23 protein-coding genes are annotated in these 25297 nt (G+C 66.5%); 17 read left to right on the forward strand and 6 right to left on the reverse strand.

The annotated features are described in order from the left end of the window. Positions 1 to 15: 15 nt before the first annotated feature. The gene (locus tag BACI349Y_RS01280; RefSeq protein ID WP_159629743.1) at positions 16 to 318 is read right to left on the reverse strand and encodes a hypothetical protein; all 303 of its coding nucleotides are present in this window, start codon (positions 316 to 318) and stop codon (positions 16 to 18) included. Positions 319 to 578: 260 nt separating this feature from the next. On the opposite strand from BACI349Y_RS01280, the gene BACI349Y_RS01285 reads away from it, so the two are divergent. The 4 genes from BACI349Y_RS01285 to BACI349Y_RS01300 all read left to right on the forward strand — a co-directional run bounded on the left by BACI349Y_RS01285 (position 579) and on the right by BACI349Y_RS01300 (position 7303). Further along, entirely contained in the window at positions 579 to 2036 is a 1458-nt protein-coding gene (locus tag BACI349Y_RS01285) for a DUF3375 family protein (protein WP_159629745.1), read from the forward strand. Continuing rightward, on the forward strand, positions 2029 to 2982 hold the full coding sequence (locus BACI349Y_RS01290) for a DUF4194 domain-containing protein (RefSeq protein ID WP_236560684.1): 954 nt from the start codon (positions 2029 to 2031) through the stop codon (positions 2980 to 2982). The genes BACI349Y_RS01285 and BACI349Y_RS01290 overlap by 8 nt, the downstream gene beginning before the upstream one ends. Continuing rightward, a complete protein-coding gene (locus tag BACI349Y_RS01295; protein WP_159629747.1) occupies positions 2979 to 6440 on the forward strand; it encodes an ATP-binding protein in 3462 nt (1153 codons plus the stop codon). Before BACI349Y_RS01290 ends, BACI349Y_RS01295 begins: the two co-directional genes overlap by 4 nt. Positions 6441 to 6625: 185 nt before the next feature. Further along, on the forward strand, positions 6626 to 7303 hold the full coding sequence (locus tag BACI349Y_RS01300) for a hypothetical protein (RefSeq protein ID WP_159629749.1): 678 nt from the start codon (positions 6626 to 6628) through the stop codon (positions 7301 to 7303). A 67-nt stretch (positions 7304 to 7370) separates the two neighbouring features. Here BACI349Y_RS01300 and BACI349Y_RS01305 read toward each other — a convergent pair whose 3' ends face one another. Then, the gene (locus BACI349Y_RS01305) at positions 7371 to 7865 is read right to left on the reverse strand and encodes an FBP domain-containing protein (RefSeq protein ID WP_159629751.1); all 495 of its coding nucleotides are present in this window, start codon (positions 7863 to 7865) and stop codon (positions 7371 to 7373) included. 357 nt (positions 7866 to 8222) lie between these two features. On the opposite strand from BACI349Y_RS01305, the gene BACI349Y_RS01310 reads away from it, so the two are divergent. From BACI349Y_RS01310 to BACI349Y_RS01335, 6 genes are all read left to right on the forward strand, one after another. After that, entirely contained in the window at positions 8223 to 9311 is a 1089-nt protein-coding gene (locus tag BACI349Y_RS01310; protein ID WP_159629753.1) for an iron-siderophore ABC transporter substrate-binding protein, read from the forward strand. A gap of 10 nt (positions 9312 to 9321) precedes the next feature. Beyond that, positions 9322 to 10404, forward strand: a complete 1083-nt coding sequence (locus BACI349Y_RS01315; protein ID WP_159629755.1) for a FecCD family ABC transporter permease — start codon at positions 9322 to 9324, stop codon at positions 10402 to 10404. 56 nt (positions 10405 to 10460) lie between these two features. After that, on the forward strand, positions 10461 to 11498 hold the full coding sequence (locus BACI349Y_RS01320) for a FecCD family ABC transporter permease (protein ID WP_159635024.1): 1038 nt from the start codon (positions 10461 to 10463) through the stop codon (positions 11496 to 11498). Position 11499: 1 nt separating this feature from the next. Then, positions 11500 to 12315 carry an ABC transporter ATP-binding protein gene (locus BACI349Y_RS01325; RefSeq protein ID WP_236560685.1) on the forward strand — a complete coding sequence of 272 codons (816 nt, stop codon included), beginning with the start codon at positions 11500 to 11502 and terminating at the stop codon, positions 12313 to 12315. Further along, positions 12312 to 13364: a siderophore-interacting protein gene (locus BACI349Y_RS01330; RefSeq protein ID WP_159629759.1), complete on the forward strand. Its 1053-nt coding sequence runs from the start codon at positions 12312 to 12314 to the stop codon at positions 13362 to 13364. Before BACI349Y_RS01325 ends, BACI349Y_RS01330 begins: the two co-directional genes overlap by 4 nt. A 135-nt stretch (positions 13365 to 13499) precedes the next feature. After that, entirely contained in the window at positions 13500 to 14363 is an 864-nt protein-coding gene (locus tag BACI349Y_RS01335) for an SGNH/GDSL hydrolase family protein (RefSeq protein WP_159629761.1), read from the forward strand. Here BACI349Y_RS01335 and BACI349Y_RS01340 read toward each other — a convergent pair. Beyond that, on the reverse strand, positions 14360 to 14665 hold the full coding sequence (locus BACI349Y_RS01340) for a YciI family protein (RefSeq protein ID WP_159629763.1): 306 nt from the start codon (positions 14663 to 14665) through the stop codon (positions 14360 to 14362). The genes BACI349Y_RS01335 and BACI349Y_RS01340 overlap by 4 nt on opposite strands. 59 nt (positions 14666 to 14724) lie before the next feature. On the opposite strand from BACI349Y_RS01340, the gene BACI349Y_RS01345 reads away from it, so the two are divergent. Both BACI349Y_RS01345 and BACI349Y_RS01350 read left to right on the forward strand, forming a co-directional pair. Then, positions 14725 to 15210: a MarR family winged helix-turn-helix transcriptional regulator gene (locus BACI349Y_RS01345; RefSeq protein WP_159629765.1), complete on the forward strand. Its 486-nt coding sequence runs from the start codon at positions 14725 to 14727 to the stop codon at positions 15208 to 15210. Between the two features lie 55 nt (positions 15211 to 15265). Then, positions 15266 to 16027, forward strand: coding sequence for an SGNH/GDSL hydrolase family protein (locus tag BACI349Y_RS01350; protein ID WP_159629767.1), 762 nt, complete (start codon positions 15266 to 15268; stop codon positions 16025 to 16027). 23 nt (positions 16028 to 16050) lie between these two features. On the opposite strand, the gene BACI349Y_RS01355 is transcribed toward BACI349Y_RS01350, so the two are convergent. From BACI349Y_RS01355 to BACI349Y_RS01365, 3 genes are read right to left on the reverse strand one after another with little or no spacing between them, the layout of a single operon-like run. Next, the gene (locus tag BACI349Y_RS01355) at positions 16051 to 16878 is read right to left on the reverse strand and encodes an FAD:protein FMN transferase (protein WP_159629769.1); all 828 of its coding nucleotides are present in this window, start codon (positions 16876 to 16878) and stop codon (positions 16051 to 16053) included. Then, complete coding sequence (locus BACI349Y_RS01360) at positions 16862 to 17419, reverse strand: FMN-binding protein (RefSeq protein WP_159629771.1); 558 nt, start codon at positions 17417 to 17419, stop codon at positions 16862 to 16864. The genes BACI349Y_RS01355 and BACI349Y_RS01360 overlap by 17 nt, the downstream gene beginning before the upstream one ends. Beyond that, positions 17416 to 18882: a ferredoxin reductase family protein gene (locus tag BACI349Y_RS01365; RefSeq protein ID WP_159629773.1), complete on the reverse strand. Its 1467-nt coding sequence runs from the start codon at positions 18880 to 18882 to the stop codon at positions 17416 to 17418. The genes BACI349Y_RS01360 and BACI349Y_RS01365 overlap by 4 nt, the downstream gene beginning before the upstream one ends. A 314-nt stretch (positions 18883 to 19196) precedes the next feature. Between BACI349Y_RS01365 and rpmB the strand changes: the two genes are divergently transcribed. The 5 genes from rpmB to BACI349Y_RS01390 all read left to right on the forward strand — a co-directional run bounded on the left by rpmB (position 19197) and on the right by BACI349Y_RS01390 (position 24826). Next, positions 19197 to 19433, forward strand: coding sequence for a 50S ribosomal protein L28 (gene rpmB / locus BACI349Y_RS01370; RefSeq protein ID WP_018763944.1), 237 nt, complete (start codon positions 19197 to 19199; stop codon positions 19431 to 19433). Beyond that, positions 19433 to 19600, forward strand: a complete 168-nt coding sequence (rpmG, locus tag BACI349Y_RS01375) for a 50S ribosomal protein L33 (RefSeq protein ID WP_013602737.1) — start codon at positions 19433 to 19435, stop codon at positions 19598 to 19600. The genes rpmB and rpmG overlap by 1 nt, the downstream gene beginning before the upstream one ends. Positions 19601 to 19602: 2 nt before the next feature. Continuing rightward, the gene (rpsN, locus tag BACI349Y_RS01380) at positions 19603 to 19908 is read left to right on the forward strand and encodes a 30S ribosomal protein S14 (RefSeq protein WP_015938870.1); all 306 of its coding nucleotides are present in this window, start codon (positions 19603 to 19605) and stop codon (positions 19906 to 19908) included. 769 nt (positions 19909 to 20677) lie between these two features. Continuing rightward, a complete protein-coding gene (locus BACI349Y_RS01385) occupies positions 20678 to 21685 on the forward strand; it encodes a LacI family DNA-binding transcriptional regulator (RefSeq protein WP_159629775.1) in 1008 nt (335 codons plus the stop codon). Positions 21686 to 21775: 90 nt separating this feature from the next. After that, the gene (locus tag BACI349Y_RS01390) at positions 21776 to 24826 is read left to right on the forward strand and encodes a glycoside hydrolase family 2 TIM barrel-domain containing protein (protein WP_159629777.1); all 3051 of its coding nucleotides are present in this window, start codon (positions 21776 to 21778) and stop codon (positions 24824 to 24826) included. The last annotated feature ends 471 nt before the right edge of the window (positions 24827 to 25297 follow it).

Genomic DNA, 25297 nt, shown 5'->3' on the forward strand with positions numbered 1-25297 from the left:
GGGTTGGAGAACCCTTCAGCTGTCCCTCAAGATTACCCGCGGGTAGGTTCCGGTGCTAGGGGATGGCTGGGGCTGGAAATCGCCGGGAAGCTCGACGGCCGAGGCGCGGTGGACCAGCCTGTCCCAGCCGGAGTTGATCCCGTGGACTACCGCCATCAGGGTATTGACCACCACCATCCAGGTGAGCTTGCCGGCCCCCAGCGCTACCAGGGCAACCAGTCCGGCCGTGAGGACGAAGGCGGCCAATAATGCGCCAAAGACCAGGGTCCCGATGAAGACCAAGGTGGCTGTTTCCACTGAGCTTAAATCGAACTGCATGAATCCCCCTGCTGCGACGTTGCTGTGCAAAAGACTGCGGTGGCGAAGACCAGTAGCAGAAGCGTAGGGGGACGGCCGCACGCCCAGCCAGTGCTGGATGGGGCAGATGTGACTGTTGATACGGGATTGAAACACTACCCGCAGGTAGGTCACGAAGCGGTCGCGGCGGCCTGCGTTAACCTTGTAGTTGGCAGTTTTCCGGTCGGTCCACTTCGGGCCACCTCCTGCCCAGCCCCCGCCCACCAGCCCAAGGAGAGTGTGTGCCCCGCTCCGCCAGGTCATCCGCTGACGCCATCAGCGCCCGGCTCCGGGACCTCGAACTCCTCACCAAGGGACCTGCCTGGGCCCTGACGCGTTCGGCGCCGTGGGTGATTGCCGTGCTCCAGGCTTCCTTCACCCGCACCCGGCCGCAGGTTCCGCTCGAGGAATTCCATGCCGACGTCGACTCCTTCCTTGAGGAGCTCCGCCGCCAGGATCCCGGGCTGGGAGGAGGGGCCAACGGAAAGGCTTTTGGCGACGAATGGACCCGGCGGCAGTTCCTGACCCGCCGCAACCAGTCAGGCCAGATCGTTTACGAGGCAACCGAGCCGGCGGCCCGTGTGCTCGCCTTCCTGGACAGCCTCTCCAGCGAGCGGTCCACCCTGAACGGGTCCCGCCTGGGCACCCTGCTGGGAGACGTGGAAAAGCTCGCCAACGAAACCAACCCGGACCAGAGCGCCCGGCTCGAAGCCCTCGAAGAGGAAATCGAAGAGCGGCAGCAGCTCATCCAGGACATCAGTACCGGCGAGTTCGACGGCCTGCTGGACGACGATGAAGCGGTGGAGGCCGCCGGAAACATCCTGGACCTGGCGGCCAGCCTGCCCGCGGACTACAAGAAGATGCGTGACCGGATCGAGGAACTGGTGGGCGGCCTCCGCAACCAGATCATCGAGGAGTCCCTGACCAAGGGCGCCACCATGGCGCAGGTCCTGGAAGCCGACAAGCGGCTCCGCCAAAGTCCCGAGGGCAGGACGTTCCGGTCCTTCACGGCATTCCTGGAGGATCCGCAGCAGCAGCTGCGGTTCCGGTCGGCGATCGGCGAGGTGCTGAGCCGACAGTTCGCCGACGACCTCTCGCCGGACGACCGGGAAACGCTGAAGAACCTGGTGGCCGAACTCCGCCAGCAGCACAGCCAGATCCAGCGCATCTACGGCAAGCTGAGCGAAAGCCTCAACACCTACGTCCAGAGCGACGACTTCCGCCAGTCGGTCCGGCTGCGGCAGGTCCTGCGCGAAGCGGAGCAGGCCATCCGTTCCCTGCCGTACGAGCGGGAACGCCCTGGGCTGGTCCCCGGGCCGGTCCTCTACAACGCCGGCTTTGAGTCCCTGTCCATGGTGAAGCTTTTCGATCCCGACGAGTTCGCGGCACCGCCCCGCCTGGCCGATCCCATCGCCTTCACGGACTCGGACCGGGTGCGCTCGCCGAGGACCGGCAAGGCCAAACCGGCGGTGGTCCGGGCGGCCATGGCAGGAGCTGCAACCCTTGCCGATGCCTGGCACCAGCTGCCGCCCGAAGAGCAGCACATCAACACCATCCGCGCCCTCCTGTCGGAAGCCCTCCACGCCGGGGCGGACTTCAACCGCGGCGCCTGGGATGGCCTGGACTTCGAACAGATAGACGGCTCCACCCGCAAGGCCTACCTGCCGGTGGTCACGCTCGCAAAGGATTCAGATGACTGAGGAAAGCACGACGCCGGTAGTTGAGTCCGCGGAAACGCCGGCTGGAGAACACCTGGAGGAGTCGTTGGTTGAGCAGGCTGACACCAAGGCGGCATCGGGCGCTGAGTACCCCTTTGCAGTCTCACCCCGCGACACCTTCGTCGACGGCGCCGCCTTGTTCCCCGGCGACACCGGAGTCCTGTCGATGAAGGTGCGGCAGGCCCTGGTGAAGCTCCTCAAGGGCCCCTACATTGACGGCGGCCGGGACGAAAAGCTCTGGACGGTGCTGCTGGACAACCAGGTGATCCTGCGCAGCCGCCTGTCCGAGCTGTTCCTGACCCTGCAGCTGGACCATGAGCGGAAGATCGCCGTCCTGCGCCCCGTGGATCCGGAGGTGATCGGCGGCAACACGCGGTCCAGCATCCTGCGCCAGCAGCGCGCCCTCAGCCGGGTGGAAACCATCGTGCTGCTCCGGCTGCGCCTGCTGCTGGACCGGCACGTCACGGCACAGACGGACCCCACCATCACCCGCGAGGAAATCACGGACCTGGTGGCGCACTACCAGCCCGCCGGCCAGCAGGACGCCCTGCGGGATTCGGACGTGGTCACCCGCGCCATCACCAAGCTCCTGGCCCGCCAACTCCTGCTCCCCACCGGACTGGACGACGTCTACACCATCTCCAACGCCCTGCCCCTGGCCCTCCCGTTCGAAAACATCGGCGACATCCCGGCCCACATCGAGGCCTTGGTAGCGGCTTCGGCCGACGCCACGGGCACGGAAGCACTGTTGGAGTTTGACGCCCAAGGTGGGGACGAGAATGACGACGACGGCGCTGCCGCCCCGGGAGTGGCATCGGGCCTGTCGGAGCCGGGCGCATGGTCCGCAGGACCAATGCCGCCCGGCGAAGGGGCGGGGGCGGCAGCGCTGTCGTCGTTCCCAACCACAGCTAAGGAGGCAGGGCAGTGACGATCGCGAGCATGCTTCCGTTGGGGGACGTGACCAACCCCGGGCAGATGCGCCTGGCGCTGGTGCAGGTGGTCAACTGGGGGACGTTCCACGGCGCGCACACGATGCACGTGGACCGGAACGGCACCCTGCTGACGGGTAACTCCGGCGTGGGCAAGTCCACGCTGTTCGATGCAATGCTGCGGGTGTTCGATGCCCGGCCGAGGTCGAATGAGGCCGCCGCGCAGCGTTCGGGTGCCGTGGAGGACAAGCGGACCACTTTCACGTACATGCGCGGCAAGGTGGGGGACAAGGCCGTGGGCGAGGGCTCAGCGAGTGCCTTCCAGCGCCCGGGTGCCACCTGGTCCGCCGTCGCGCTGACGTTCGACAACGCCGCCGGCACACGGGTGACGGTCTCGGCACTGTTCGACCTGCCCAAGAACGGCACCGAGTCCAGCGTGGGCCGGTTCTACCTGATCGACAACGTGCCCCTGGACCTTGAAGCGGTAGAGGGTATCGCGGACAAGCGCTTCACCAAGGGCGTCTTGGAGACGCTCTTCCCGCACGCCCAGGTCTTCGACGTGCACAAGGCCTTCGCGGAGCGGTTCCGGCGGCTGCTGGGGATCAGCTCGGACCAGGCGCTGCCCCTGCTGCGTGTGATCCAGGCAGGCAAGGGCCTTGGCGGCAGCGTCAACACTTTCTTCCGCGACCAGGTCCTGGACGCGCCGGCAACGCTGACCGCCGCGGACGACGTGGTGGAGGAGTTCAGCAACCTGATGTCCATCCGCCAGCGGCTGGAAGATGTCCGGCAGCAGCGCGACCAGTTGGCCCCTGTCCCTGGGCTGAACCGCGAATACGCGCAGTCGCTGCTGGACGCGAACCGGCTCCGGGAGCTGGTGGGCGGTGAATTCGAGGCGTACAAGCAGCAGCTGTCAGTAACGGTCCACGAGAAGACGCTGGTCCGTTTCCGTGAGCTGGCGCAGGCCAAGGCCAAGGAACTCGGCGCCGAGCGTGCGGTCCGCGACGGCCTGGCCAAGGAATTACGGGAGCTGGAGGCCGACTACAACAACCAGGGCGGCAACGCGATCTCGGCCATTGAGCAGTCGCTGGAGAACGCCCGGGTTGGCCTGAAACTCCGCCAGCAGGTGGAGGAGGCAGCCCAGCAGGCACTGGCCGACGCCGGCCTGCAGCTCGAGTGGAGCGCCGCCGGCTGGGAGCAGGCACACGAGCAGGCGGCGGCCCGGTCCGCCGAGCTGAAGGATGATTCGCAGGCCCTGCAGGAGCTGCGGTTCGAGGCGTTCGACGCGCACGCCAGCCGGAAACGCGAACTGGCCGCGGCTGAGCAGGAACTCGTCTCACTGAAGACGCGCAAATCGTTGCTGCCGCCGTCGAGCATTGAAAACCGCGCCGCCATTGCCGCGGCAACCGGCATCCCCGAGGACCGCATGCCCTTCGCCGGCGAGCTCATGGACCTCGCCGAAGGGGAGGAACGGTGGCGCCCCGCTGCCGAACGGGCGCTCCGCAACCTGGCCACCACCCTGCTGGTTCCCGGCGAGCACTTCGGCGCCGTGACCCGCTACCTCAACGACCACAACGTCCGCGGCGCGCTGCGGGCCGTGGATGTCTCCAAGCCGCTCGCCGGTGGCGCGCTCGCCGTGGAGGACGCGCGCGACGGCGACCTGCTCACCAAGCTGGACATCCTCGCCTCAGGTGCGGCTGCTCAAGCCGGCGAATGGGTCCGCGAGCGGATCGCCCTCGACTTCGCCTACCCCTGCGTGGAGGATCCTGACGAACTGGCCGCCCTGGACAAGGGCCTCAGCCTGGGCGGCGTGGTCAAGCGCAACCGGCACACGGTGGAAAAGGACGACCGGTTCACCAGCCGCCAGGATTACGTCCTGGGCTTCGATAATGCGGCCAAGCTGGAGCTCGTGGCCGGGCAGGTGGAGGACCTCCGGCAGGAAGTGGCCAAAGCCGCCGAACTGGCGCAAAGCCGCGAGGATTCGCACCAGGGCATGAGCCGGCAGCTTGACGCACTGCGCCGGATCGCGGAAGACGACCGTCCCTGGGAACAGGTGTCTGCCGCGGTGGCGGCCGATGAGCTGGCGCGGATCGAGCAGCGGCTCAAGGATGCCCTGGCGGCACAGGCGGACCTGGAGCCGCTGCGTGCCACCATCGAGGAAGTCCGGCACAAGCACCAGTCCAGCACCGAGTCCGCAGCGGTCCTGCAAAGCGAATACAAGGCACTCGACCGCCAGCTGACGGCTGCCGACAGCCTGCTGGAAGCCGCGCGCGACCGCCTGGCCCAGGCGCCGCCGTCGGACGCCACCGTCAAAGCCCTGGAACCCTACTTCGCCGACTTCGGCGAGATCACGGAAATGCACGAGCTGGACAACCTGGCCAACCGGGTGCGGACCGCGCTGCTGGGCGAACTGCACACCGCGGAGTCGCGGGGGCAGGCGACGGCGGAGCGGCTTACCCGCATTTTCGAGGGCTTCGTGCGTGAGTGGGGCAGCGCCATCTCTGCGGACCACGGCACCAGCATCGGCGCCGCGAGCGAGTTCGAGGCGCGCTACCACGCGATCGTGAACGACGGCCTGCCCGCGCAGGAGGCGGAGTTCCGCCAGTTCTTCAATCAGCGCACGCACGAGTCCTTCAGTACCTTGCTGCACCTGCTGGACGAGGAACGCCGCTCCATCACCAGCCGCATCCTGCCCCTGAACGGCATCCTGTCGCAGGTGAACTTCCACGAGGGCAGCTACCTGGAACTGGACATCAAGCAGACGCTGCCACCCACGGCCAAGCAGTTCAAGGATGCCATCCAGAACGCGTTGAAGGCCCGGCACAGCCGGCCGGCCAAAACGGAGGCTGGCCGGGCGGAGGGTTCCGGCGCTGAAGGGGACGACGACGGCGAGCTCACCGCCCGCTACAAATCCCTGGAGACGCTGGTGAAGCGGCTTGGCTCCCAGGCACCCGAGGACCGGAGGTGGCGGGCCGAGGTGCTGGACGTGCGCGGGCACCTGTTCATCCAGTGCAAGGAGCACCGGGAAGTCACCGGCCCCCGTGGCGGTAAGAAGACCGAAGTGTTCATGCACGCTGACACCGGCTCCATGTCCGGCGGCGAGCGGCAGCGGTTCACCGCCTTCATCATGGCCGCGGCCCTGAGCTACCAGCTGGGCATCGCCGAGCAGGGCTTCACCACCTACGGCACCGTGATGATGGACGAGGCCTTCGTGCTCGCGTCGGAGGAGTTCGCCGGCGCCGGAATCAAGGCGCTGCACGAATTTGGATTCCAGCTGCTGCTCGCGGCTCCGGAGAACGTGATCGACCTGTCCCGGCACCTGGGCTCGGTTACGGAGATCCTCCGCGACCGGCGCACCAACCGCTCCGGTGTCCTCACGGCGCCGGTGATCCGTCCCCGCCCCGGCGAGGAGGGCGCATGGCGGTCGGAGGCGAACCCGGTGGACATCGTCCTGCGGTAACCGGACACCACGCCAAATAACAAATTGGTGGACTTATTGGCCGCGCCATGGTGGCCGGTGTTTTCGTTGTGCCACTCTGGGATGACCAACCACACCTCGCCTGAAGAAATCCCATCGGTACTGCGGGAAGCTGGGTCCGCGCTGTTCCAAGAGAGAACAATGGCGTCCTCTTGAAAGGCCTTCCCATGCGCCTTCTGCAATGTGCACCGCTCGCGCTCGCTGCTGCGCTGCTCCCTCTCGCGGCTTGTGCGGAGGGGACCCCGGCGAATGGCGGTTCATCCACGGGGTCCGCCGCCATTTCCACCGTGGCCCCGGACCCTGGCCGGGCAATAGTTCCCGCCGCCACATCTTCCCCGGTTCCCCCGGGGCCGGCCGTCTTCACCTTTCCCGATGGCCGGCTGTCCTTCAGCCATCCGGCGGACTGGACGGTGGAGCTTTTCGAGCCGTCGAAAACTCCGTATGTGGGAACGGCCACGGTTCACGATGCCGAAGGAAGCAGCCGCATCAACATCTACTACGGTCAAATCGCCGACGTCGTCGCCAGCTCTGCCACCCGGACCGTCATCGAAACAGACCCTGTCCTGGGCCTCCGGGACCATTCTGTTCCCACGCCGCATGCATCGTTCTTTGTAGACCGCAGTGAAGGCGCCGAAAGATACCGCATGGAACTCACGGCTGGATTGCCTGTTTCCCCGGACGGACAGATGCTGGAAGGTCCGGTGCTGCTTGGCGACCGGGTCGTGAGCGCGGACGTCCTGTTCGACGCGCAGCCGTTCGCCAACGATGACGCGGCGAAGGCCTGGTACTGGGGCGCCGAAGGCCAGGCGCTGAAGGCTGTGCTGATGAGCTTCTCCTACCGCTGACCGGCAGGCAGGGAAGCCCCGATCACGGCTGTGATCGGGGCTTCGCCAGCCAACGTGGCCTGGAGTCCTACTTGGCCTGAACGCGCGCCAGGAACTGCGCCGTGCGGTCCTGCAGGCCCTTGATCTGGCGTTCCACCACGGCGGCGGGATCAGGGTTGATCTCATTGACGGGCGGCTCCCTGCGGACGTTGCCGCAGCACACGAAGTCGGCGCAGATCAGGGTGCCGACGGTATTGCCGTTCCGTCCCGACTGCCCCGCCCGCTTGGCGACCCACAACAAGACGTCGTCCTTGGATAACACATCCCGGCAGAGCTCACACAGCACCGACCGGTTCTTCTTGGCCCCTCCTTCGGGTGCCCGGAGCATGATCCCGGTGAGGCCCTTTTGCCCCGGGACCACGAGGTAGCCGCGCAGCGGCATCTTCTCGTCCCGCCAGCCGAGGAATTCCAGGCTGCCCCAGTCGAGCGAGTCGAAGTTTTTGGGCAGGGTGAGCTTTGCAGCTTCCGAGCGGCTGGCGTTGACGAAGGATGAACGGATTTGCTGGGACGTGACTGATTGCATGGCTGAAACTTTCGTGACGGTGGGCAGCCCGGAGCCGGGCCAAGGGTAACGGGGGAGTCAGTCAGTCTCCGCGGTGCAGGCCAAAGCGGCCACCCCGCTCTCCACGGCAGCGGCGGCCCAGTTGGCCCTCTGCGTGCGCATCGTTCCCGTTGTCCTTTTCCTGTTCAGCCGTCCGGTGTCTCAAAAGCCGGACCAGCAAGGGCCATCCTGCCAAAGGATGCGGGTCCTGTCCAAGCAGCCAATCGCAGAATGTGGTTTTCATCACGATGGTGGATTAGGTGATGAAAGTGTTGCGTAATGCGCATTTACATAGGTTAGCCTTACTTAAGTTTTGACCAGTCCGATTCAAGGAGCCCCGTGTCGTTCCCCCTCTTTCCCGTACCAGCGCCCACCCGCCGAACGCTGTTTTCCTCGGCCGGAAAGGCTGCCGCAGTGCTGGCTGCGGCGGCCTTCACGCTGTCGGCGTGCAGCACAGGTCCCGCCACCACCGTTGCGGATGCCGGCAGTTCCAGCAGCAGCACCGCGTTCCCGGTCACCATCGAGCACGTGTACGGCAGTACCACCATCGAGAAGCAGCCCACCCGGGTTGCCACCGTTTCCTGGGTGAACGACGACGTCGCCATCGCGCTGGGCGTGGTTCCGGTGGGCGTCCCCAGGAACGAGTGGGGCGGCAATGACAAGGGCTCCACCCCCTGGAAGGACGCCGCGCTGGAAAAACTGGGCGCGGGCTTCGGTTCGGCCAAGGCTCCCGCCCAGTACTCGGAAGCAGACGGGATCAACTTCACGGAGATTGCCAAGCTCAGCCCGGACGTCATCCTCGCCGCCTACTCGGGCCTGACGGAAGAGGACTACAAGAAGCTCAGCGAAATCGCCCCCGTGGTGGCGCACCCCGAGGTGGCTTATGGGACGTCCTGGCAGGACTCCACCACCATCATCGGCAAGGCCCTGGGCAAGGACGCCGAAGCCGCCAAGCTGGTTTCCGACACCGAGTCGACGGTCAAGGACAAGGTGGCCCAGTACCCCCAGATCCAAGGCAAGAGCTTCATCTACGGCAACCTGGAGCCTGCCAAGGGCGACGGCGTGAACGTCTACACCGCCAACGACAACCGCCCCCGCTTCCTCAGCGAGATCGGCATGACCCTCGCCCCGGTGGTGGCGGACAACTCCAAGGGCTCCAAGGAGTTCTACATTCCGTGGTCCGCCGAAAAAGCCAATGAACTGCAGTCGGACATCTTCGTCACCTGGGTTCCGGATGCCTCCACAACCGACGCCATCAAGGCGGACCCGCTCCTCGGCCAGATCCCGGCCATCAAGAATGGTGCCCTGGTGGCCGATTCGGACAACATGCTGACCCTTTCCATCTCGGCATCGTCGCCGCTGAGCCTGCCGTGGTCCCTGGACACGTTCCTCCCGCAGCTTGCCACAGCAGCGGACGCAGTGAAGTAGGCGCACCTCCATGAGTACGACGACGGTGCCTCCGGCAGCGGACAACGGCACCCAGGTGCCGGTCACGGCAGCCCCGGGCACCCTCCGGGGTGATGCTCGGGGAAGGAAACCTGCTGCCTGGCTGCTGGCCGCCGTCGTCGTTCTGGTCCTCCTGGCCGGCACATCGCTGGCCGTGGGCGCCCGTGACGTTCCCCTCGGCACTGTGTGGCAGGCGCTCACAGCGTTCGATCCCGCAAACGGGGACCATGCCGTGGTGCACGCCCGTATCCCGCGGACCGTCCTGGGCCTGCTGGCCGGCGGTGCGCTGGGCCTTGCCGGTGCGGCGATGCAGGGTGTTGCCCGCAATCCCCTGGCCGATCCCGGCATCATCGGTGTCAACGCCGGGGCTGCCCTGGCGGTAGTGGCCGGAATCTACCTGTTCGGCGTCACCACCTTCACCGGCTACATCTGGTTCGCGTTCACCGGGGCCGCCGCGGCCGCCGTCGTGGTGTACCTCATCGCCTCGCTGGGCCGGGAGGGTGCAACGCCGGTGAAGCTCGCGCTGGCGGGAGCAGCATTGAGCGCCGGGCTGTCATCGCTCATGAACGTCATCTTGGTCTCCAGCCAGGACACCCTCGACCGGTTCCGTTTCTGGCAGGTGGGCGGCATCGCGGGCCGTGACTGGCCGGTACTCCTGCCGGGTTTGCCGTTCCTGGCGGCGGGTGCGCTGGTTGTGCTGCTGGCCGGGCGGACCCTCAACAGCCTTGCCTTGGGGGACGACGTTGCCCGCGGGCTGGGCCAACGGGTGGGCCTGGCCCGCGCCGTGGTGGCCCTGGGGTTGGTCCTGCTGTGCGGCACGGCCACCGCGCTGGCAGGTCCCATCGGCTTCGTCGGCCTGGTCATCCCGCATGCGGTCCGCTTCCTCACCGGCCCGGACTACCGCTGGATCCTGCCGTTGTCCCTGGTGGCCGCCCCGGTGCTGCTGCTGGGCGCGGACATCGTTGGCCGGGTGGTGCTGCTTCCCGGTGAAATCCCGGCGGGCATTATGACCGCCCTGATTGGCGCACCCGTATTCGTGTGGCTGGTCCGCCGCGGGAAAGGGGCAGGCCTGTGACCGGCGTTGCGCTATCAGATAGGGCTGCCAAAACCGGTCCTAAAGGACCAAAAGTGATGGAGCAGCGCGGGGGACGGAGGCGGCTGCACCGGACTGGAATGCTGGCTGCCGCCGTCGTGCTCCTGTTCTTCGCATCCGTCCTGCTGGGCAGCTACACGGTGACCATCCCGGATTTCTTCACCATCGTCCTCAACCACCTCACTGGCGGCGCGAAGATTCCGGGCGCCAGCTTCATCGTGATGGAGAACAAGCTTCCCCGTGCCGTCATCGGCACCCTGATCGGGATCGCGTTCGGCCTGGCCGGCGGCCTGTTCCAGACCATGCTGCGGAACCCCCTCGCCAGCCCGGACGTCATCGGCATCAGCTCGGGGGCCAGCGCGGCCGCGGTTGTTGCGATCGTTGTTTTCGGCGCGTCCGGTGCCGCGGTGTCCGGGGCGGCGCTGGCGGGTGCCCTTGCCGTGGCGGCCCTGATTTACGTGATCTCCCGCGGCGCCCGCCGATCCGGAAGGGGAACCGCTGCCGGAAACAGGCTGGTCCTGGCCGGTGTGGGGACCGCGGCAGCCCTCCAGGCCGTGGTCAGCTTCCTGATGACACGGGCCGACATCCGTACGGCCGCCGACGCCCTGGTCTGGCTGAACGGATCCCTGAACTCCGCCAACTGGGACCGCGCCGGGATCCTCTTCCTTGCGCTCGCCGCCCTGGTTCCCGCCACCGGGCTTATCGCCGGGCCGCTCCGCATCCTGGAACTGGGGGATGACGCAGCCGCCGGCCTGGGCGTCCGGGTCAACACCGCGCGCCTGGCACTGGTGGTCGTCGCGGTATCGCTGGCAGCAGTGGCGACGGCGGCTGCCGGACCGGTCTCGTTCGTCGCCTTCCTGGCCGGTCCCATCGCCCGACGCTTCACAGGCAAAGACAGCCTGCCGGCGTCGGCCATGGTGGGCGCCCTGATTGTCCTGGCGGCCGACTACTTCGCCGCCAACCTGGCCCCCTTGCTCCTGGGCGGCACCGTGCTGCCGGTGGGCGTGGTCACCGGCGCGCTCGGCGCCCCGTTCCTGCTGTGGCTCCTGGTCACGGCCAACCGAAAGGATGCCTGACGTGGCAGTTCTCCAAGCCAAGGACCTGACCCTCAGCTACCACCAGCGCTGCGTGGTGGACGGGCTCAGCGTCCGGATTCCCGAAGGCAGGGTAACCATGATCGTGGGCGCCAACGCCTGCGGAAAGTCGACCCTGCTGCGAGGCCTGTCCCGGCTCCTGAAACCCGTCCGCGGCGCCGTGACCCTGGACGGCAAGGACATCCATTCCCGCCCGGCACGCGAACTGGCCCGCACCCTGGGCCTGCTGCCCCAGCACCCCAGCGCCCCGGACGGGATCACCGTCCGCGACCTGGTGGGGCGGGGACGCTACCCGCACCAGGGCTTCTTCCGCAGCTGGAGTGTCAAGGACGACGCCGCGGTGCAGCGCGCGCTGGAAGCCACCGGAACGCTGGAGCTCGCCGGGCGGGACGTTGACGAACTGTCCGGCGGCCAGCGGCAGCGGGCCTGGATCGCCATGGCCCTTGCCCAGGAAACCGACGTCCTGCTGCTGGACGAACCCACCACCTACCTGGACCTGGCCCACCAGGTGGAGGTCCTGGACCTGGTGACGGACCTGAACCGCACGCGCGGCACCACCGTGGCCATCGTCCTGCACGACCTCAACCTGGCCGCCCGCTACGCGGACCACGTCATCGCCATGAAAGACGGCGCCGTGGCGGCCTTGGGCTCCCCGCAGGACGTGGTGACGGAGGACTTGGTCAAAGACGTCTTCGGCCTGGAGAGCCGCGTCATCCCGGACCCCGTCTCCGGTACCCCGCTGATCCTTCCCATCGGCCGCCACCACGCCACAACCACCGAACTGGAGCTCGTTTCATGAAGACCCGGGAAAGCGCCGCAACCCAGCCGGCAACCCAGCCGATGAGCCTTGCCTTCGAGGTGACCGTCTCAGCTGTCCAGCAACTGAGCCCCACGTTCCGCAGGATCACCTTCGGCGGCTACTCCTTGCGTGACTTCGGCGTCCACGGCCACACCCTGGACCTGCGGGTGAAGCTCGTCATTCCATCGCAGGCCCCCGACGGGTCGGTCCTGCCGGTCCCCGCCTTCGACACCGCCCACGCCGGCTGGTACCGGGACTGGTTGGCCATGGACCCGGCCGTGCGCGGCTCCATGCGCACCTATACGGTCCGGGAGGCGCGGCTGGATGCGGTGTACCCCGAGATCGACGTCGACTTCGTGATGCACGCCGACGAGGATGGGCACGCCGGGCCGGCAGCGGACTGGGCATCCAAGGCCAAACCCGGGGACCCGCTCACCCTCATCGGCCCGAACAACCGCGCCGCGCACTGCGTCACCGCCGAAACCTATTCCGGTATCGAGTGGCGCCCCGGCATGGCCCAGCGCGTCCTGCTCGCCGGCGACGAAACCGCCGTCCCCGCCATCTCCGCGATCCTGGAAACGCTCCCGCCATACATGAGTGGCCACGCCCTCCTAGAAGTCCCGCAGGCAGGCGACTTCCTGGAACTCAGCTCCCCGGCGGACATCGAAATCACCTGGCTCGCCCGCGGCGCCGCCATCGGGCGGTCCCGGCCACACGGGCAGCTGCTGCATGAGGCCGTGCGCAAAGCCGTCCCCGTGCCGGGCTGGGTGGGCATCACGGCGGACGACGGCGGCGCCGGGCCTGAGCCCGATGACGTCAACGTGGATGAAGACATCCTGTGGGAGACGCCCGGGCGCCTGGAATCCTCCGTTATCAGCGGCTCCAGGAACCCGCACCTGCCCGCCGGCGCCCTGCCCTTCTACGCTTGGATGGCGGGCGAAGCAGGGGTCATGAAGGAACTGCGGCGGTACCTTGTCCGGGACGTGGGCATCGACCGGAAACAGGTGGCGTTCATGGGGTACTGGCGGCAGGGCAAAGCCGAAGGCTAGCCAAACGCCCCATCAGATCCTCCCGGCTTTTCCGGGACGCCCCATCAGATCCTGCCGGTATTTCCGGGACGCGCCATCACTTACTGTTCATCCCGGAGTCGTGATTCCTTTGACTTGTCCCGGTACTTTCGTGGCGTGCCCTCTGATCCCTTGCTTCCTGACTCCGGGCGGCGGGTGTTTGTTGCCCTTGGGGATTCCTTTACCGAAGGGGTGGGGGATCGGGATGAGCGGCTGCCCAACGGGGTGCGGGGGTGGGCCGACCGGGTGGCCGAGAAACTCGCCAAGGCGCAGCCAGGGTGGAAATATGCCAACCTGGCCATCAGGAGCAAACGACTGCGGCACATCGTCGACGAACAGCTGGAACCGGCGCTGCAGATGCGGCCAACGCTTGTCACGCTCTACGCCGGCGGCAACGACATCCTGGACCTGAAGACCGACATGCCGGCGCTCATGGCGGACTACGAACAGCTGGTGGCCCGGCTGGCCGGTACCGGGGCCACGCTGGTCCTCTTCACGGGGTTCGACGTCAAGGTGTCCGCTCTGCTGGAGCCACTGAAGAAGCGCAACACCTATTACAACCAGCGGGTCCGGGACATCGCGGATAAATACGGGGCCGTGCTGGTGGACTACTGGTGCCTGGACGCCTTCCACGACCGGCGGATGTGGGACTCGGACCGGCTTCACATGTCCAAAGCCGGGCACAAATACCTTGCCGGGCAGGTGCTGGACCAGCTGGGCGTGCCGCACAAGATCAAACCCAGGGACTGGGAACCACCCGCCCGGCCCGGCCTGCGCGAGTGGGAGCGGCGCCAGCGCCGCTGGGTCCACGACTGGGTCCTGCCGCTCTTCGGCCGCAAGCTCCGTGGGGTCACGCTGGGGGACACCCTCACCCCGCGCTGGCCCCAGCCGGTGAAGGTTCCGCGGAAGGGCGGGTTGAAGAAGCTCGCCGCCGGAACGTCCGACGCCGGCAGCATACCTTCGGGAAGCAGCCCGCCTTAGGGTGCGGGCTGGGGAGGGGTGTCCAGCAGGATCTCGTACCCCGGGGCCACCCGGCCGGCGTGGAACTCCATGACTTCGAAGTCGGCAACCCCATTGGTGTAGAACGGATCCTGCGCCAGGCTCGCGTCCAGGGTTTCCCGTTCGGCCTGCGACAGCAGCAACCCGCCGGTGCGCGGAATCTTGCGTCCGGCGGCGATGAACACGCCGTCGTCGAACGCCTTTTGCAGCCAGGCAATGTGGGCGTCGTTGTGGAAGTCGACGATCTCCTGGGGCACGCGGTAGGTGAGGGAGACAACATACATGGGGCAAGCCTACCGGCGCCGCACCAGCTACTTGAAGGATCAATCGTAGAATAGGGAACATGACCGAACCCCGCTGGCTCAACGCAGACGAACGCCGCGCCTGGCTGGCGCTGGTAAGCATCAATACGCTGCTGCCTGCCGCCCTGGACACCAAGCTGCACGCCGCCGGAAAACTGTCCCTGTTCGATTACACCGTCCTGGCCATGCTGTCCGAAGCCGAGGACCGGTTCCTGCCCATGAGCGAGCTCGCAGCCCGCACCAGCGCCTCCCTGTCCCGCCTCTCACACGTGGTGACCAAACTTCAGAAGCGCGGCTGGGTGGAACGCCGCCCGCACCCCCACGACGCCAGGGTGACCACGGCGCACCTCACCGAGGAAGGCATGGCCACGATTGTCGGCCTGGCCCCGGCGCATGTTGAGGACGTCCGTGACCTGTTCCTCGATGCCCTGACTGAACAGGACGTGCTGGACCTGGCGCGGATCGGTGAAAAAGTGGTGGGACGCCTGGATTCGGACCACTGGATCCTGCGCGAAACCCAGGCCTGACCTGGGAGCACCCGGGCGATTGGTTGCTTCCAGCAACGGGTGGCAAACTAACCGCATGGATTTCACTTCCCGGTTTGTGGCACTCGGCGACTCTTTCACCGAAGGCGTCGGTGACGACGACCCGGCACGTCCCAACGGTGTCCGCGGATGGGCCGACCGTGTGGCGGAACAGCTCTGCGCCGCGGACCCGGACTTCGGCTATGCCAACCTGGCCATCCGTGGCAGGAAGCTCCGCCAAATCCTGGCTGAGCAGGTGGACGCCGCCGTCGAGCTCAACCCCACCCTGGTGAGCATCTACGCCGGCGCCAATGACATCCTCCGCCCGCGCGTGGACATCGATGATCTCCTCGTGGAATACAACGACGCCGTGGCGAAGCTCGCTGCCACCGGCGCCACCGTGGTGATGTTCACGGGTTTCGACGCCCGGGGTTCGAAAGTGTTCGGCACCATGCGGGGCCGCACTGCCATTTACAACGAACTGGTCCGCGGGATCGCCGGGGACCACGGCGCCCTGCTGGTGGACTACTGGCGCTTCAGCGAGTACTACGACTGGGGCATGTGGGCCCACGACCGGATGCATATGTCCGCCGCCGGCCACGCGAACATGGCCAAGCGCGTGCTTGAGGTCCTCAAATATGACCACTCCATTGACGTCCCGCCCATGACTCCGGTGCCGGAACTGAGCGGGGCCGACGCCATCCGTGCCAACGCCCAGTGGTTCCGCGAATACGCGGCGCCGTGGGTGGTCCGCCGTGTCACCGGGAAATCCTCCGGGGACAACCTGCAGGCCAAGTACCCCCAGCTCACGCGGCTGTAGCGCGGGTCCTGGCTGCGCCTCTCCTACCCCGGCTGGAACGCCGGAGTCGCCAGGATCGAGCCGTCCGCGCGGATGGCCAGCACGGCAACGTCCCAGTTGTCCGCGGCACGGTCCAGCATCCGTGTCCCGCCGGCAACGATCGCCGTGGCCAGGACGTCGGCGGTGACAATATCCCCGGCGGCAACGGTGACCTGGACAAACCCGTCGTCACCGGCCCCGCTTCCCACCCGCCAGATGTGCTCGCCGCGTTCAGCGGAGCCGGAGGTGGCCATCGCGCTGTGCCGGCTGTTGCCGCCCAGCGGATAGCCGGTGATGAGGGTCAGTCGGTCGGCAGGGTCCACGATTCCGGCCTTCCAGGCTTCACCGCTGCCGGGCGTAGGTGAGCCGCTGACCAGCACATCGCCACCTGCATTGAGGCACCAATCGCGCCGCCCCAAGGCCAGGAGCGAGGTTCCCGCCTCCCGGATTGCGTGGCCCTTGATAATCCCGGACAGGTCCAGCACGCCGTCGGGCCTTTCGGGGGTGAACGCGCCCTCCGTGCGCAGGCGCCATTCATGCGCCTCGGCGTACCGCTCGCGCATCCGGGCCGAGGCCTGGGGCAGCTTCAGCTCACCTCGGGCCAGCCTGCCTGCTTCCGAATCGGGCCGGTACAGGCTGAAGGTTTCGTCCAGGTCCCGGAAAAGAAGTTCGACGACGGCGGTGGCGGCTGCGAGCTCGTCGAGCCCCGGCTGCCCTTCCGCGGGGGAGCCCACCGGCAGTGTCAGGCCGATGACCGTTCCCATGCAGTCAAAGGTGCGGGCCTTCAGGGTGGTGCCTGCCGTGGCGGGCAGGGGGTTAGAGGTTTGCTGCATCGAGGGCTGCCTGGAGTGAGGTGAGGTAGGCGTCGCTGGTGATGGTGGCGCCGCTGACGGTCTGGACATTGGCAGACTGCGCCGCCAGGACCTTGCTGCGGAGCAGGGGTGCCGCGCGGTTGCTGATCTGGATGGATTTGCCGTCCGTATTGGTCAGCTGCAGCGCCGTGACATCCGTGATCTTCCCGTTCGCCACCGTGATCTGGACCTGCACGGGGCCAAACCGGGTCTGGACGGTGTTTCCCTTGTAGGTGCCGGACGCGGAGGAATTGGACGAACTGGAGGACCCGGAGCTTGCGGACCCGGAGGAACCTGTGGTGCCCGACGAGCTGGAGGACCCCGATGACCCGGACGACCCCGTCCCCGTGGACCCGGTGCCTGTTGCACCCGTGGACCCGGTGCCTGTTGCACCCGTGGTGCCGGTCGCCGTCGTACTCGAAGCGACGGTGCTGATGCCGCCGGCCTGCGTGCCTGTCTGCCAGCCCGCCAGGAGGATCCCGGCGGAGGCCAAAGCTGCTGCGACTGTTCCGCGAATTTTCACCAGTCAAACCTTTCGTGATGGATCTGTTCCTCGGGGACGCCGGCTTTCCCGGCATCCGCAATGACATTGGCCGCCCACGCCGCCGGGCCGCAGACGTAGACGTCCGCATCCCTGATGTCCGGCACATAGGAGGTAAGGCTGTAGCCGTTGCGCACCGAGTCCTCGGGAAGCCAGGTGGACCGCCGAGGGCCCCGCGGCCCGGTGAGGTGGAAGAGCCGGGCCCCGCGCGCCTGGCAGAGGTCAAGGATTTCGTTGCCCAGGTAAAGCTCCTTGTCAGTGTGGCCGCGGAGCAGGACCGTGCCCTCGCCCGGAGCGAACGGGGTGGTCTCCAGCAGCGCGCGCAGGGGAGTGATGCCGATGCCGGCGCCGATCATCACCACCTTGTTCTTCGTCCGGGCTGCCGTGCTGAGCAATCCGTAGGGACCCTCCAGGGCCACCTTGGTGCCCTTCCGCAGCCGGAGCAGCTGGGCGGAGCCGTCGCCGAGGTTCCGGACGGTGACCCGCAGCGTCCCCTGGCCGTCCCGGCCGTTGACCACCGGCTCCGCGGACAGGCTGAACGGGTGGGGGTGCCACCACATGCCCGGAGCCAGGAAGCGCCAGATGAAGAAGCGTCCGCCCGTCCCCGCCAGCTGGTCCAGCTTCCGTCCCCGCATGACGATGTTCACCACGCCGGGAGCCACGGCCTCCACGCGGGCCACCGTCAGTTGGTGGCGCGCGGTGGCCAGAACCGGCTCAAGGATGCGGAAGTACACCAGGGCCGAGCCGGTGTAGATGCAGATGGCGAGCCAGTACCACCGCTGCCAGGTGCCGGCCGCAAAGAGGCCGCCCACGCTGAACTGGTGCGGGATTGACGTTGCCACCGCGGCATAGGTCAGCAGGTGGACCACGTACCAGAACTCGTACGGGAAGCGCCGGCGCACAGCCACCAGGGACGTCACCACGACGGCGATGAACAGGGCCATGGAGACGAACGCCAGCCACATGTCGGGGACCTGCACCCACAGGTTGATGGATTCGCTGACCGGGTCCAGTCCCTCCGCCATGCCGTACCCGATGACCAGCAGGAGGCCGTGTGCCAACAGGAGGTAAAGGGAGGGCTTGCCCAGTTTGCCGTGGAATTCCAGGGCCCGGTCGTGGCCGATGGTGCGGTCGATGAACGGGATCCTCGCGGCCAGGAGCAGCATCAGCAGGACCAGGTCCATGCCCGCCAGGCCGGCCACGATCCCCGCCGCCGTGAACAGCGAGGCGGGCGAGGTGATGTTGGTGGCCCCGCCGTCTGCCAGCCACAAGGCGATGGCGGCAGCCACGGATGCCCATGCAATGACGGTCAGGAGGTCCGTCCGCAGCATGCGCCGGCGGTACTGGCGGGCGAACCAGCCGCGGGCGGGTATCTTCGGTGGTGAGAGCTCCGGGCGGCCGGAGCTGCTTGCGGCCGGTGATGCCGGCAGGAGCTGTGTGTTCATGCATCAAACATGCTTGGGGAAGCTATGTCCCTGCTGTGAAAAGGGGCCAGCGGCGGCTGTGACCTTTCAACAGGGGCAAGCCCTTATACACCCGATTGGTCTTTAATTGCGTCAACTCGTAGACTTGGTAGGCGCTAAGTGCGCGGAGCGTGCGCAATTGCTCCGGTTGCCCGGTAATTTTCTCCAGGGTGGCCGGTAGTTAGGGGCTCAAGTTGCGTAACTAACCGTTGCCCGTACATTCTGTGGGTCGCACTTGGCAGCATGGTCCAGCAGCAGATATGCGGATCATTACTTTCAATTCTTGAGGAGAAGTCATGGCAGCACACTGCCAAGTGACCGGGGCCGAGCCGGGCTTTGGGCACAGCATTTCGCACTCGCACCGCCGCAACAAGCGTCGGTTCGATCCGAACATCCAGAAGAAGCGCTACTGGGTTCCGTCCCTGCGCCGTAACGTCACGCTGCAGGTTTCTGCACGTGGCATCAAGACCATCGACGTGCGCGGTATCGACGCAGTCGTCGCCGACATTCTGGCTCGTGGGGTGAAGCTCTAGTGGCTAAGGACAAGGACGTACGTCCGATCATCAAGCTCAAGTCGACCGCGGGCACGGGTTACACCTACGTAACCCGCAAGAACCGTCGTAACGACCCGGACCGCATGGTCCTGAAGAAGTACGACCCCAAGATCCGCCAGCACGTCGAATTCCGAGAGGAGCGCTAAACATGGCTAAGAAGTCAAAGATTGCTCGCAACGAGCAGCGCAAGGTCATCGTTGAGCGTTACGCTGCCAAGCGCCTCGAACTGAAGAAGACCCTGGTTGACGAAAACGCAACCGACGAAGCACGCGAAGCAGCCCGCCTGGGCCTGCAGAAGCTGCCCCGCAACGCGTCCCCGATCCGTCTGCGCAACCGCGACATCATCGACGGCCGCCCCCGTGGCACCTTCCAGAAGTTCGGTATCTCCCGTGTTCGCTTCCGCGATATGGCTCACCGCGGTGAGCTCCCGGGCATCACCAAGTCTTCCTGGTAATCCAGCACCGCTGATTCCAGCTGCTTGAGAAGGGCCGGCAACCTTAGGGTTGCCGGCCCTTCTGCGTTTAACCCATTGCTTGCTCAGCGGCCGGGCCTGCCAGGAAACACCTGTGCGGCAGCACACAGCGGCAGAATGACGACGACGGCAGGTTGCGCAGGCGATCCACCCCGGGTTTCGCCGCGGAATACCGGGGATTTCCGGCCTCCGAAGGGCCGGTTTGCGATGGGACCGGAGTGCGTGTATTGTTTTCTAAGTCGCCGCGGGGGAGACAGTGAAGAACTGTTCACCGGGCGGCCAAACCCCCCAAATCAAAGCCAAAATCTGGTTGCTCTTTAGGGCGCTGGAAATCGGTATGGGGCGGTCTTCAATTCGATGGGAATCCTGAAAGATGGATTTGCTTCGGAGGCGGGGATCGGGTAAGTTTGAAAAGTTGCTCCGGAGCGATCCTGAACGTTGGTTTGGGTGGTGCCGGGTGTGTCTGTTGTTTGAGAACTCAATAGTGTGCCAAGTTTGTTGATACCGATTATGTATGTAANCCGGAAGCTAAGACCCACAGCGCCGATGGTACTGCACCCGGGAGGGTGTGGGAGAGTAGGTCACCGCCGGAACAACTATTAATGGTCGAGGCCCCAACCACACGGTTGGGGCCTCCCACATTTAACAAACAAAACACCCCTGGGCTGCTCCATCAGGTACGCCCCCCAATACCGCGCTCACCAGCCATATTTACTGGCGCATGTGGCTCAGCCGCCTAGACTTACCGTCTATGACCCCCCAGATCCAAGGACCCAGGGGCAAGCGGGCCACCATCCTGGATGTGGCAGCTGCAGCCGGTGTTTCACGACAGACCGTGACCCGCGCCATGAATGACATGGCCGGCATCAGCCGGGAAACCAGGGAACGGGTCCAGGGACTTGCGGCGGAAATGGGGTACATCCCCAGCCGCTTTGCAAAGGGCCTGGTGCAGGGCGCCCGGACTTCTGTAGGACTCGCCATCCCGGACCTGACAAACCCCTATTTTCCGGCCTTCGCCTCCAGCGTGGTGGAGGCTGCCACCGAGCGCGGCTGGAACGTAGTGATGGACGACTACGGCCATGGCACCGGCAGCGCCGTAACTGCCGCTGCCCGGCTTGCACCCCAAGTCGATGCGCTGATCGGCTACCTTGCGCCGCACCCCGATGAAGCGCAGGCGCTGATGGGCCGGCGCCCCGTCGTCGCCATCGACTACCCGGGCACGGACACTGCCGGAGGAATCTCCTTCGACTACCGTCACGCTGCCCGGCTCGCCCTCAGGCACCTGTCGTCCCGGGGCTGCCGGAACATTATCTTCCTGGACTCGGACCAAGGCACTAACGCCAGCAGCCGCAGCGCGGCAGCAGCGGCTGAGGCCGAACAGGCAGGCGTGCACCTCACCCGCCTGCCGGCGGAGCCGTCCGCGGCCGCTGCCAAATCGGCCATCGCCCTGCTCTTGACGGGCGGGGGGCGCGTCGACGGCATTCTCGCCTTCAACGACCTGATGGCAGCAGGCGCACTGAAGGCGCTCCAGGGAACTGGCAGGTCTGCCCCGGACGATTGTCCGGTCATCGGCATGGACGGGATACCACTCGGGGAGCTGCTCACTCCTGAGCTGACCACCCTCTCGCTGGACCTTCGCGCGGTGGGCCGCGCCGCCGTCGGACTCGTGGACAGCTTGCTTTCCGGCGCAGTCCAGGGCCGCAGCCCCGAGGCCTTCCTGACCCTCCGGCATCAGCTTGTCCTCCGGCAGTCCGCCTGACCCCTACTCAAATGGAAATCGAACGGTTAGGCTTCTTCTGCAGCACCGTGAACGTTCACGTACCGTACTCCTCCCCGCCAAGGAAGACACATGCCATTGCACAACCGAGCCGGAACTGCCGGTTACGGCGCCGCCGCCACAGCCACGGCCCCCTCCCGCTTCCTGGATCTTGGTGCCGCGGAGGCCAAGGAATTGGCCTCGCCGGCACCGGGGCGGGGAAGCCTTCCAGCACGGGCGTACCTCGAATCCGACGCGCCCAGGCTCTCACTGAACGGGGAATGGCAGTTCCGGCTGAGCCCCGGAATCCGGACCGCACCCAACGACGGGTGGCAGCGCGGCACCGGGCTGTCCGGCTTCACTGCCCTTCCCGTCCCCTCGAGCTGGAACATGCATGGCCACGGCTCCCCGGCCTACACCAACGTCCAGTTCCCCTTCCCGGTGGAACCCCCGCACGTGCCGGATGCCAATCCCATCGGCGACCACCTGGTGGCCTTTGAGGCAGGCCCGGAGTTCCTCCCGCACGCCGTGCTCCGGTTCGATGGCATCGATTCGGCCGGGACCGTGTGGCTGAACGGGGTGGAACTGGGGACTACCCGCGGGAGCAGGCTGGCCCACGAATTCGATGTCTCCGGCGTCCTGGTCGAGGGCACCAACACCCTGGCGGTCCGGGTGGCCCAGTTCTCCGCCTCGAGCTACGTGGAGGACCAGGACATGTGGTGGCTCCCGGGCATCTTCCGGGACGTTACGCTTCAGGGCCGGCCGGCGCAGGGGGGTGACGATGTCTTTGTCCACGCGGGCTACCATCCGGGAACGGGTGCCGGCTCACTCCGCGTTGAGGTGACCCGCTCGGGGCAGGCGATTGACGCCGTCGTCCGCGTTCCGGAACTTGGCCTCGAACTGGCCGCCGGGGTGGAGCAGCAAATCCCCGGCGTGGAGCCCTGGTCCGCTGAAATCCCACGCCTCTACGACGCCACTGTCAGCACCCCCGGCGAGACTGTCTCGCTGCAGCTGGGCTTCCGGAGCATCACCATCGAGGACGCCCAGTTCAAAGTGAACGGCCGGCGGATCCTGCTTCGCGGCGTAAACCGCCACGAGCACCACCCCCGGCTTGGTCGCGTGGTGCCGCGGGATGTGGTGGAGGCCGAGCTGCGGTTGATGAAGCAGCACAACATCAATGCCATCAGGACCTCGCATTACCCGCCGCACCCCGAGTTCCTTGCGCTGGCGGATCGGCTGGGCTTTTACGTCGTCCTTGAATGCGACCTGGAAACGCACGGCTTCCACAGCGCCGGCTGGGCACAAAACCCCAGCGATGATCCGCGGTGGGAGGCTGCGCTGGTGGACCGGATGCAGCGGACGGTGGAGCGCGACAAAAACCATCCTTCGGTGATCATGTGGTCGCTGGGCAACGAGGCGGGCACCGGCAGGAACCTGGCGGCCATGTCGCGCTGGACCAAGGACCGTGATCCGTCCCGTCCCATCCACTACGAAGGTGACTGGTCCTCGCCCGACGTGGACGTCTACTCACGGATGTACGCCAGCCAGGCCGAGACGGAGCTCATCGGGCAGGGCATTGAACCGGCCCTGGAGGATGCCGCACTCGATGCGCGGCGCCGCGCCATGCCGTTCATGCTGTGCGAATTTGTCCACGCCATGGGCAACGGGCCTGGCGGCATGAGTGAGTACCAGGAGCTGTTCGAACGGTATCCCCGGCTTATGGGCGGCTTCGTCTGGGAGTGGCTTGAGCACGGGATCACCGTCCCCTCCCCTGGCGGCGGCCACCACTTCGCCTATGGCGGGGACTTCGGTGAGGAGATCCACGACGGGAACTTCGTCACGGACGGGCTGGTGGATGCCGACCGCAACCCCCGCCCCGGCCTGCTGGATTTCAAGAAGGTGATTGAACCGCTGCACATCGGGGTGGCAGACTCCTGGGCCGGCTTCACCGTGCGGAACGGCCAGGACTTTGCCGACACATCGGCCTTGCGGTTCCAATACAAGGTGGAGGACGACGGCGGCACGCAGCTGGAGGGATCGGTGGCAGTTCCGCCGCTCGCACCGCAGTCCCGGGCTGTTGTAGAGCTGCCGGCGGAGGTGGCCCGGTATGTGGCGGGCCTGCCGGAGAGCCAGGCGGCCGTTCTCACGGTCAGTGCTGTACTCGCCTCGGACACTGCCTGGGCTGCTGCCGGCCATGAGGTGGCGTGGGGGCAGGCAGTCCGGGCGGTGCCGCCACCCGCCATGCCGCCGGCCGAAGAACCGGTTGACGTTACCGACCAGGAACTCCGGCTGGGTCCTGCCGTATTCGACCGGGCCACGGGCATGCCCACCTGCATCGGTGGCCTGCCCGTGGAAAAGCTGGGCCTGGTCCTGTGGTGGGCACCCACGGACAACGACCTCGGCCGGGAGTGGGGAAGCACGGACGAGCGGCCCCTTGCCACCCAGTGGAAGGAGGCGGGACTCGACCGGCTGCACACCCGCCTGCTTGGCATCAGCGCCGAAACAACGCCCGACGGCGGCGAGCACCTTCGCGTCAGCACGCGCATGGGGGCGGCGGACAAGCAGTTCGGAGTGTTGGTTGACTATGAGTGGACCAGCGGGGCCGGCTCCCTGGCATTGCGGACCCATGTCACGCCGGTAGGGGAGTGGGTCAACGCCGGCTTTGAGGTGGAGTGGGCGCGGATCGGGCTGGAGCTCGTGCTGGGGGCCGGGACAACCACCGTGGGCTGGTTCGGCCAGGGCCCGCACCAGAGTTACCCGGACACCGGGCAGGGCACCCGGACAGGATGGTTCGAGCTGCCCCTTGCCGGCCTGGACGTGGAGTACGTCCGCCCCCAGGAGTCGGGGGCCCGGTCCGGAGTGCGGTCCGCGGTGTTGAGCGCGGGTGGCAGGGAGCTGCACGTTTGCGGCGCGCCCTTTGCGCTGACAGTCCGGCCATACAGCATGCAGGCCCTGGCAGCAGCCACCCACAGGCCCGATCTCATTCCGGACGGGCGCACCTACATCTACCTTGACCATGCCATGAGGGGTGTGGGGACGGCAGCGTGCGGGCCTGGCGTGCTGGAGCCATACCGGTTGAAGCCCCGGACGGCGGCCTTCGACGTGGTCCTCCGGGTAACTGGGAACGGCCTGCAGCAGATGTGAGCCACTCCATAAAGCCGGCAAACTGGCGCCGGAGGGGCCGAAACCCCCGCCTAAGCAACCAAAAACCGCGGTATTCCGGGGTTTAGGAGGCCCCTGGGGTACGGTTTGGTTCGATTTGCGGTGGGGGTTGTGTGCGGGTATTGTTTTCTGAGTCGCCGCCGCTGAAGCGGAAAAATAGCGGCCAACCCCCCTTTTTGAACGGCCTGGACAATGGTTCGCTTTTTGTGCGTGCTGTTGGTGGGTGGGGGCTGATCCTGGAGGTTTTGGGTCACGGAAACGTGGTTTGCAAAGCCGGGTGGGATCGGGTAAGTTTGAAAAGTTGCTCCGGAGCGATCCTGAACGTTGGTCTGGGTGGTGCCGGGTGTGTCTGTTGTTTGAGAACTCAATAGTGTGCCAAGTTTGTTGATACCGATTATGTATGTAATTGGTTGAATTTGCCGAATCGTGCCGCCCCTGTGGTGTGGTTTGGTG

This window comes from Arthrobacter sp. 8AJ (assembly GCF_902506025.1).
GTDB lineage: Bacteria > Actinomycetota > Actinomycetes > Actinomycetales > Micrococcaceae > Arthrobacter.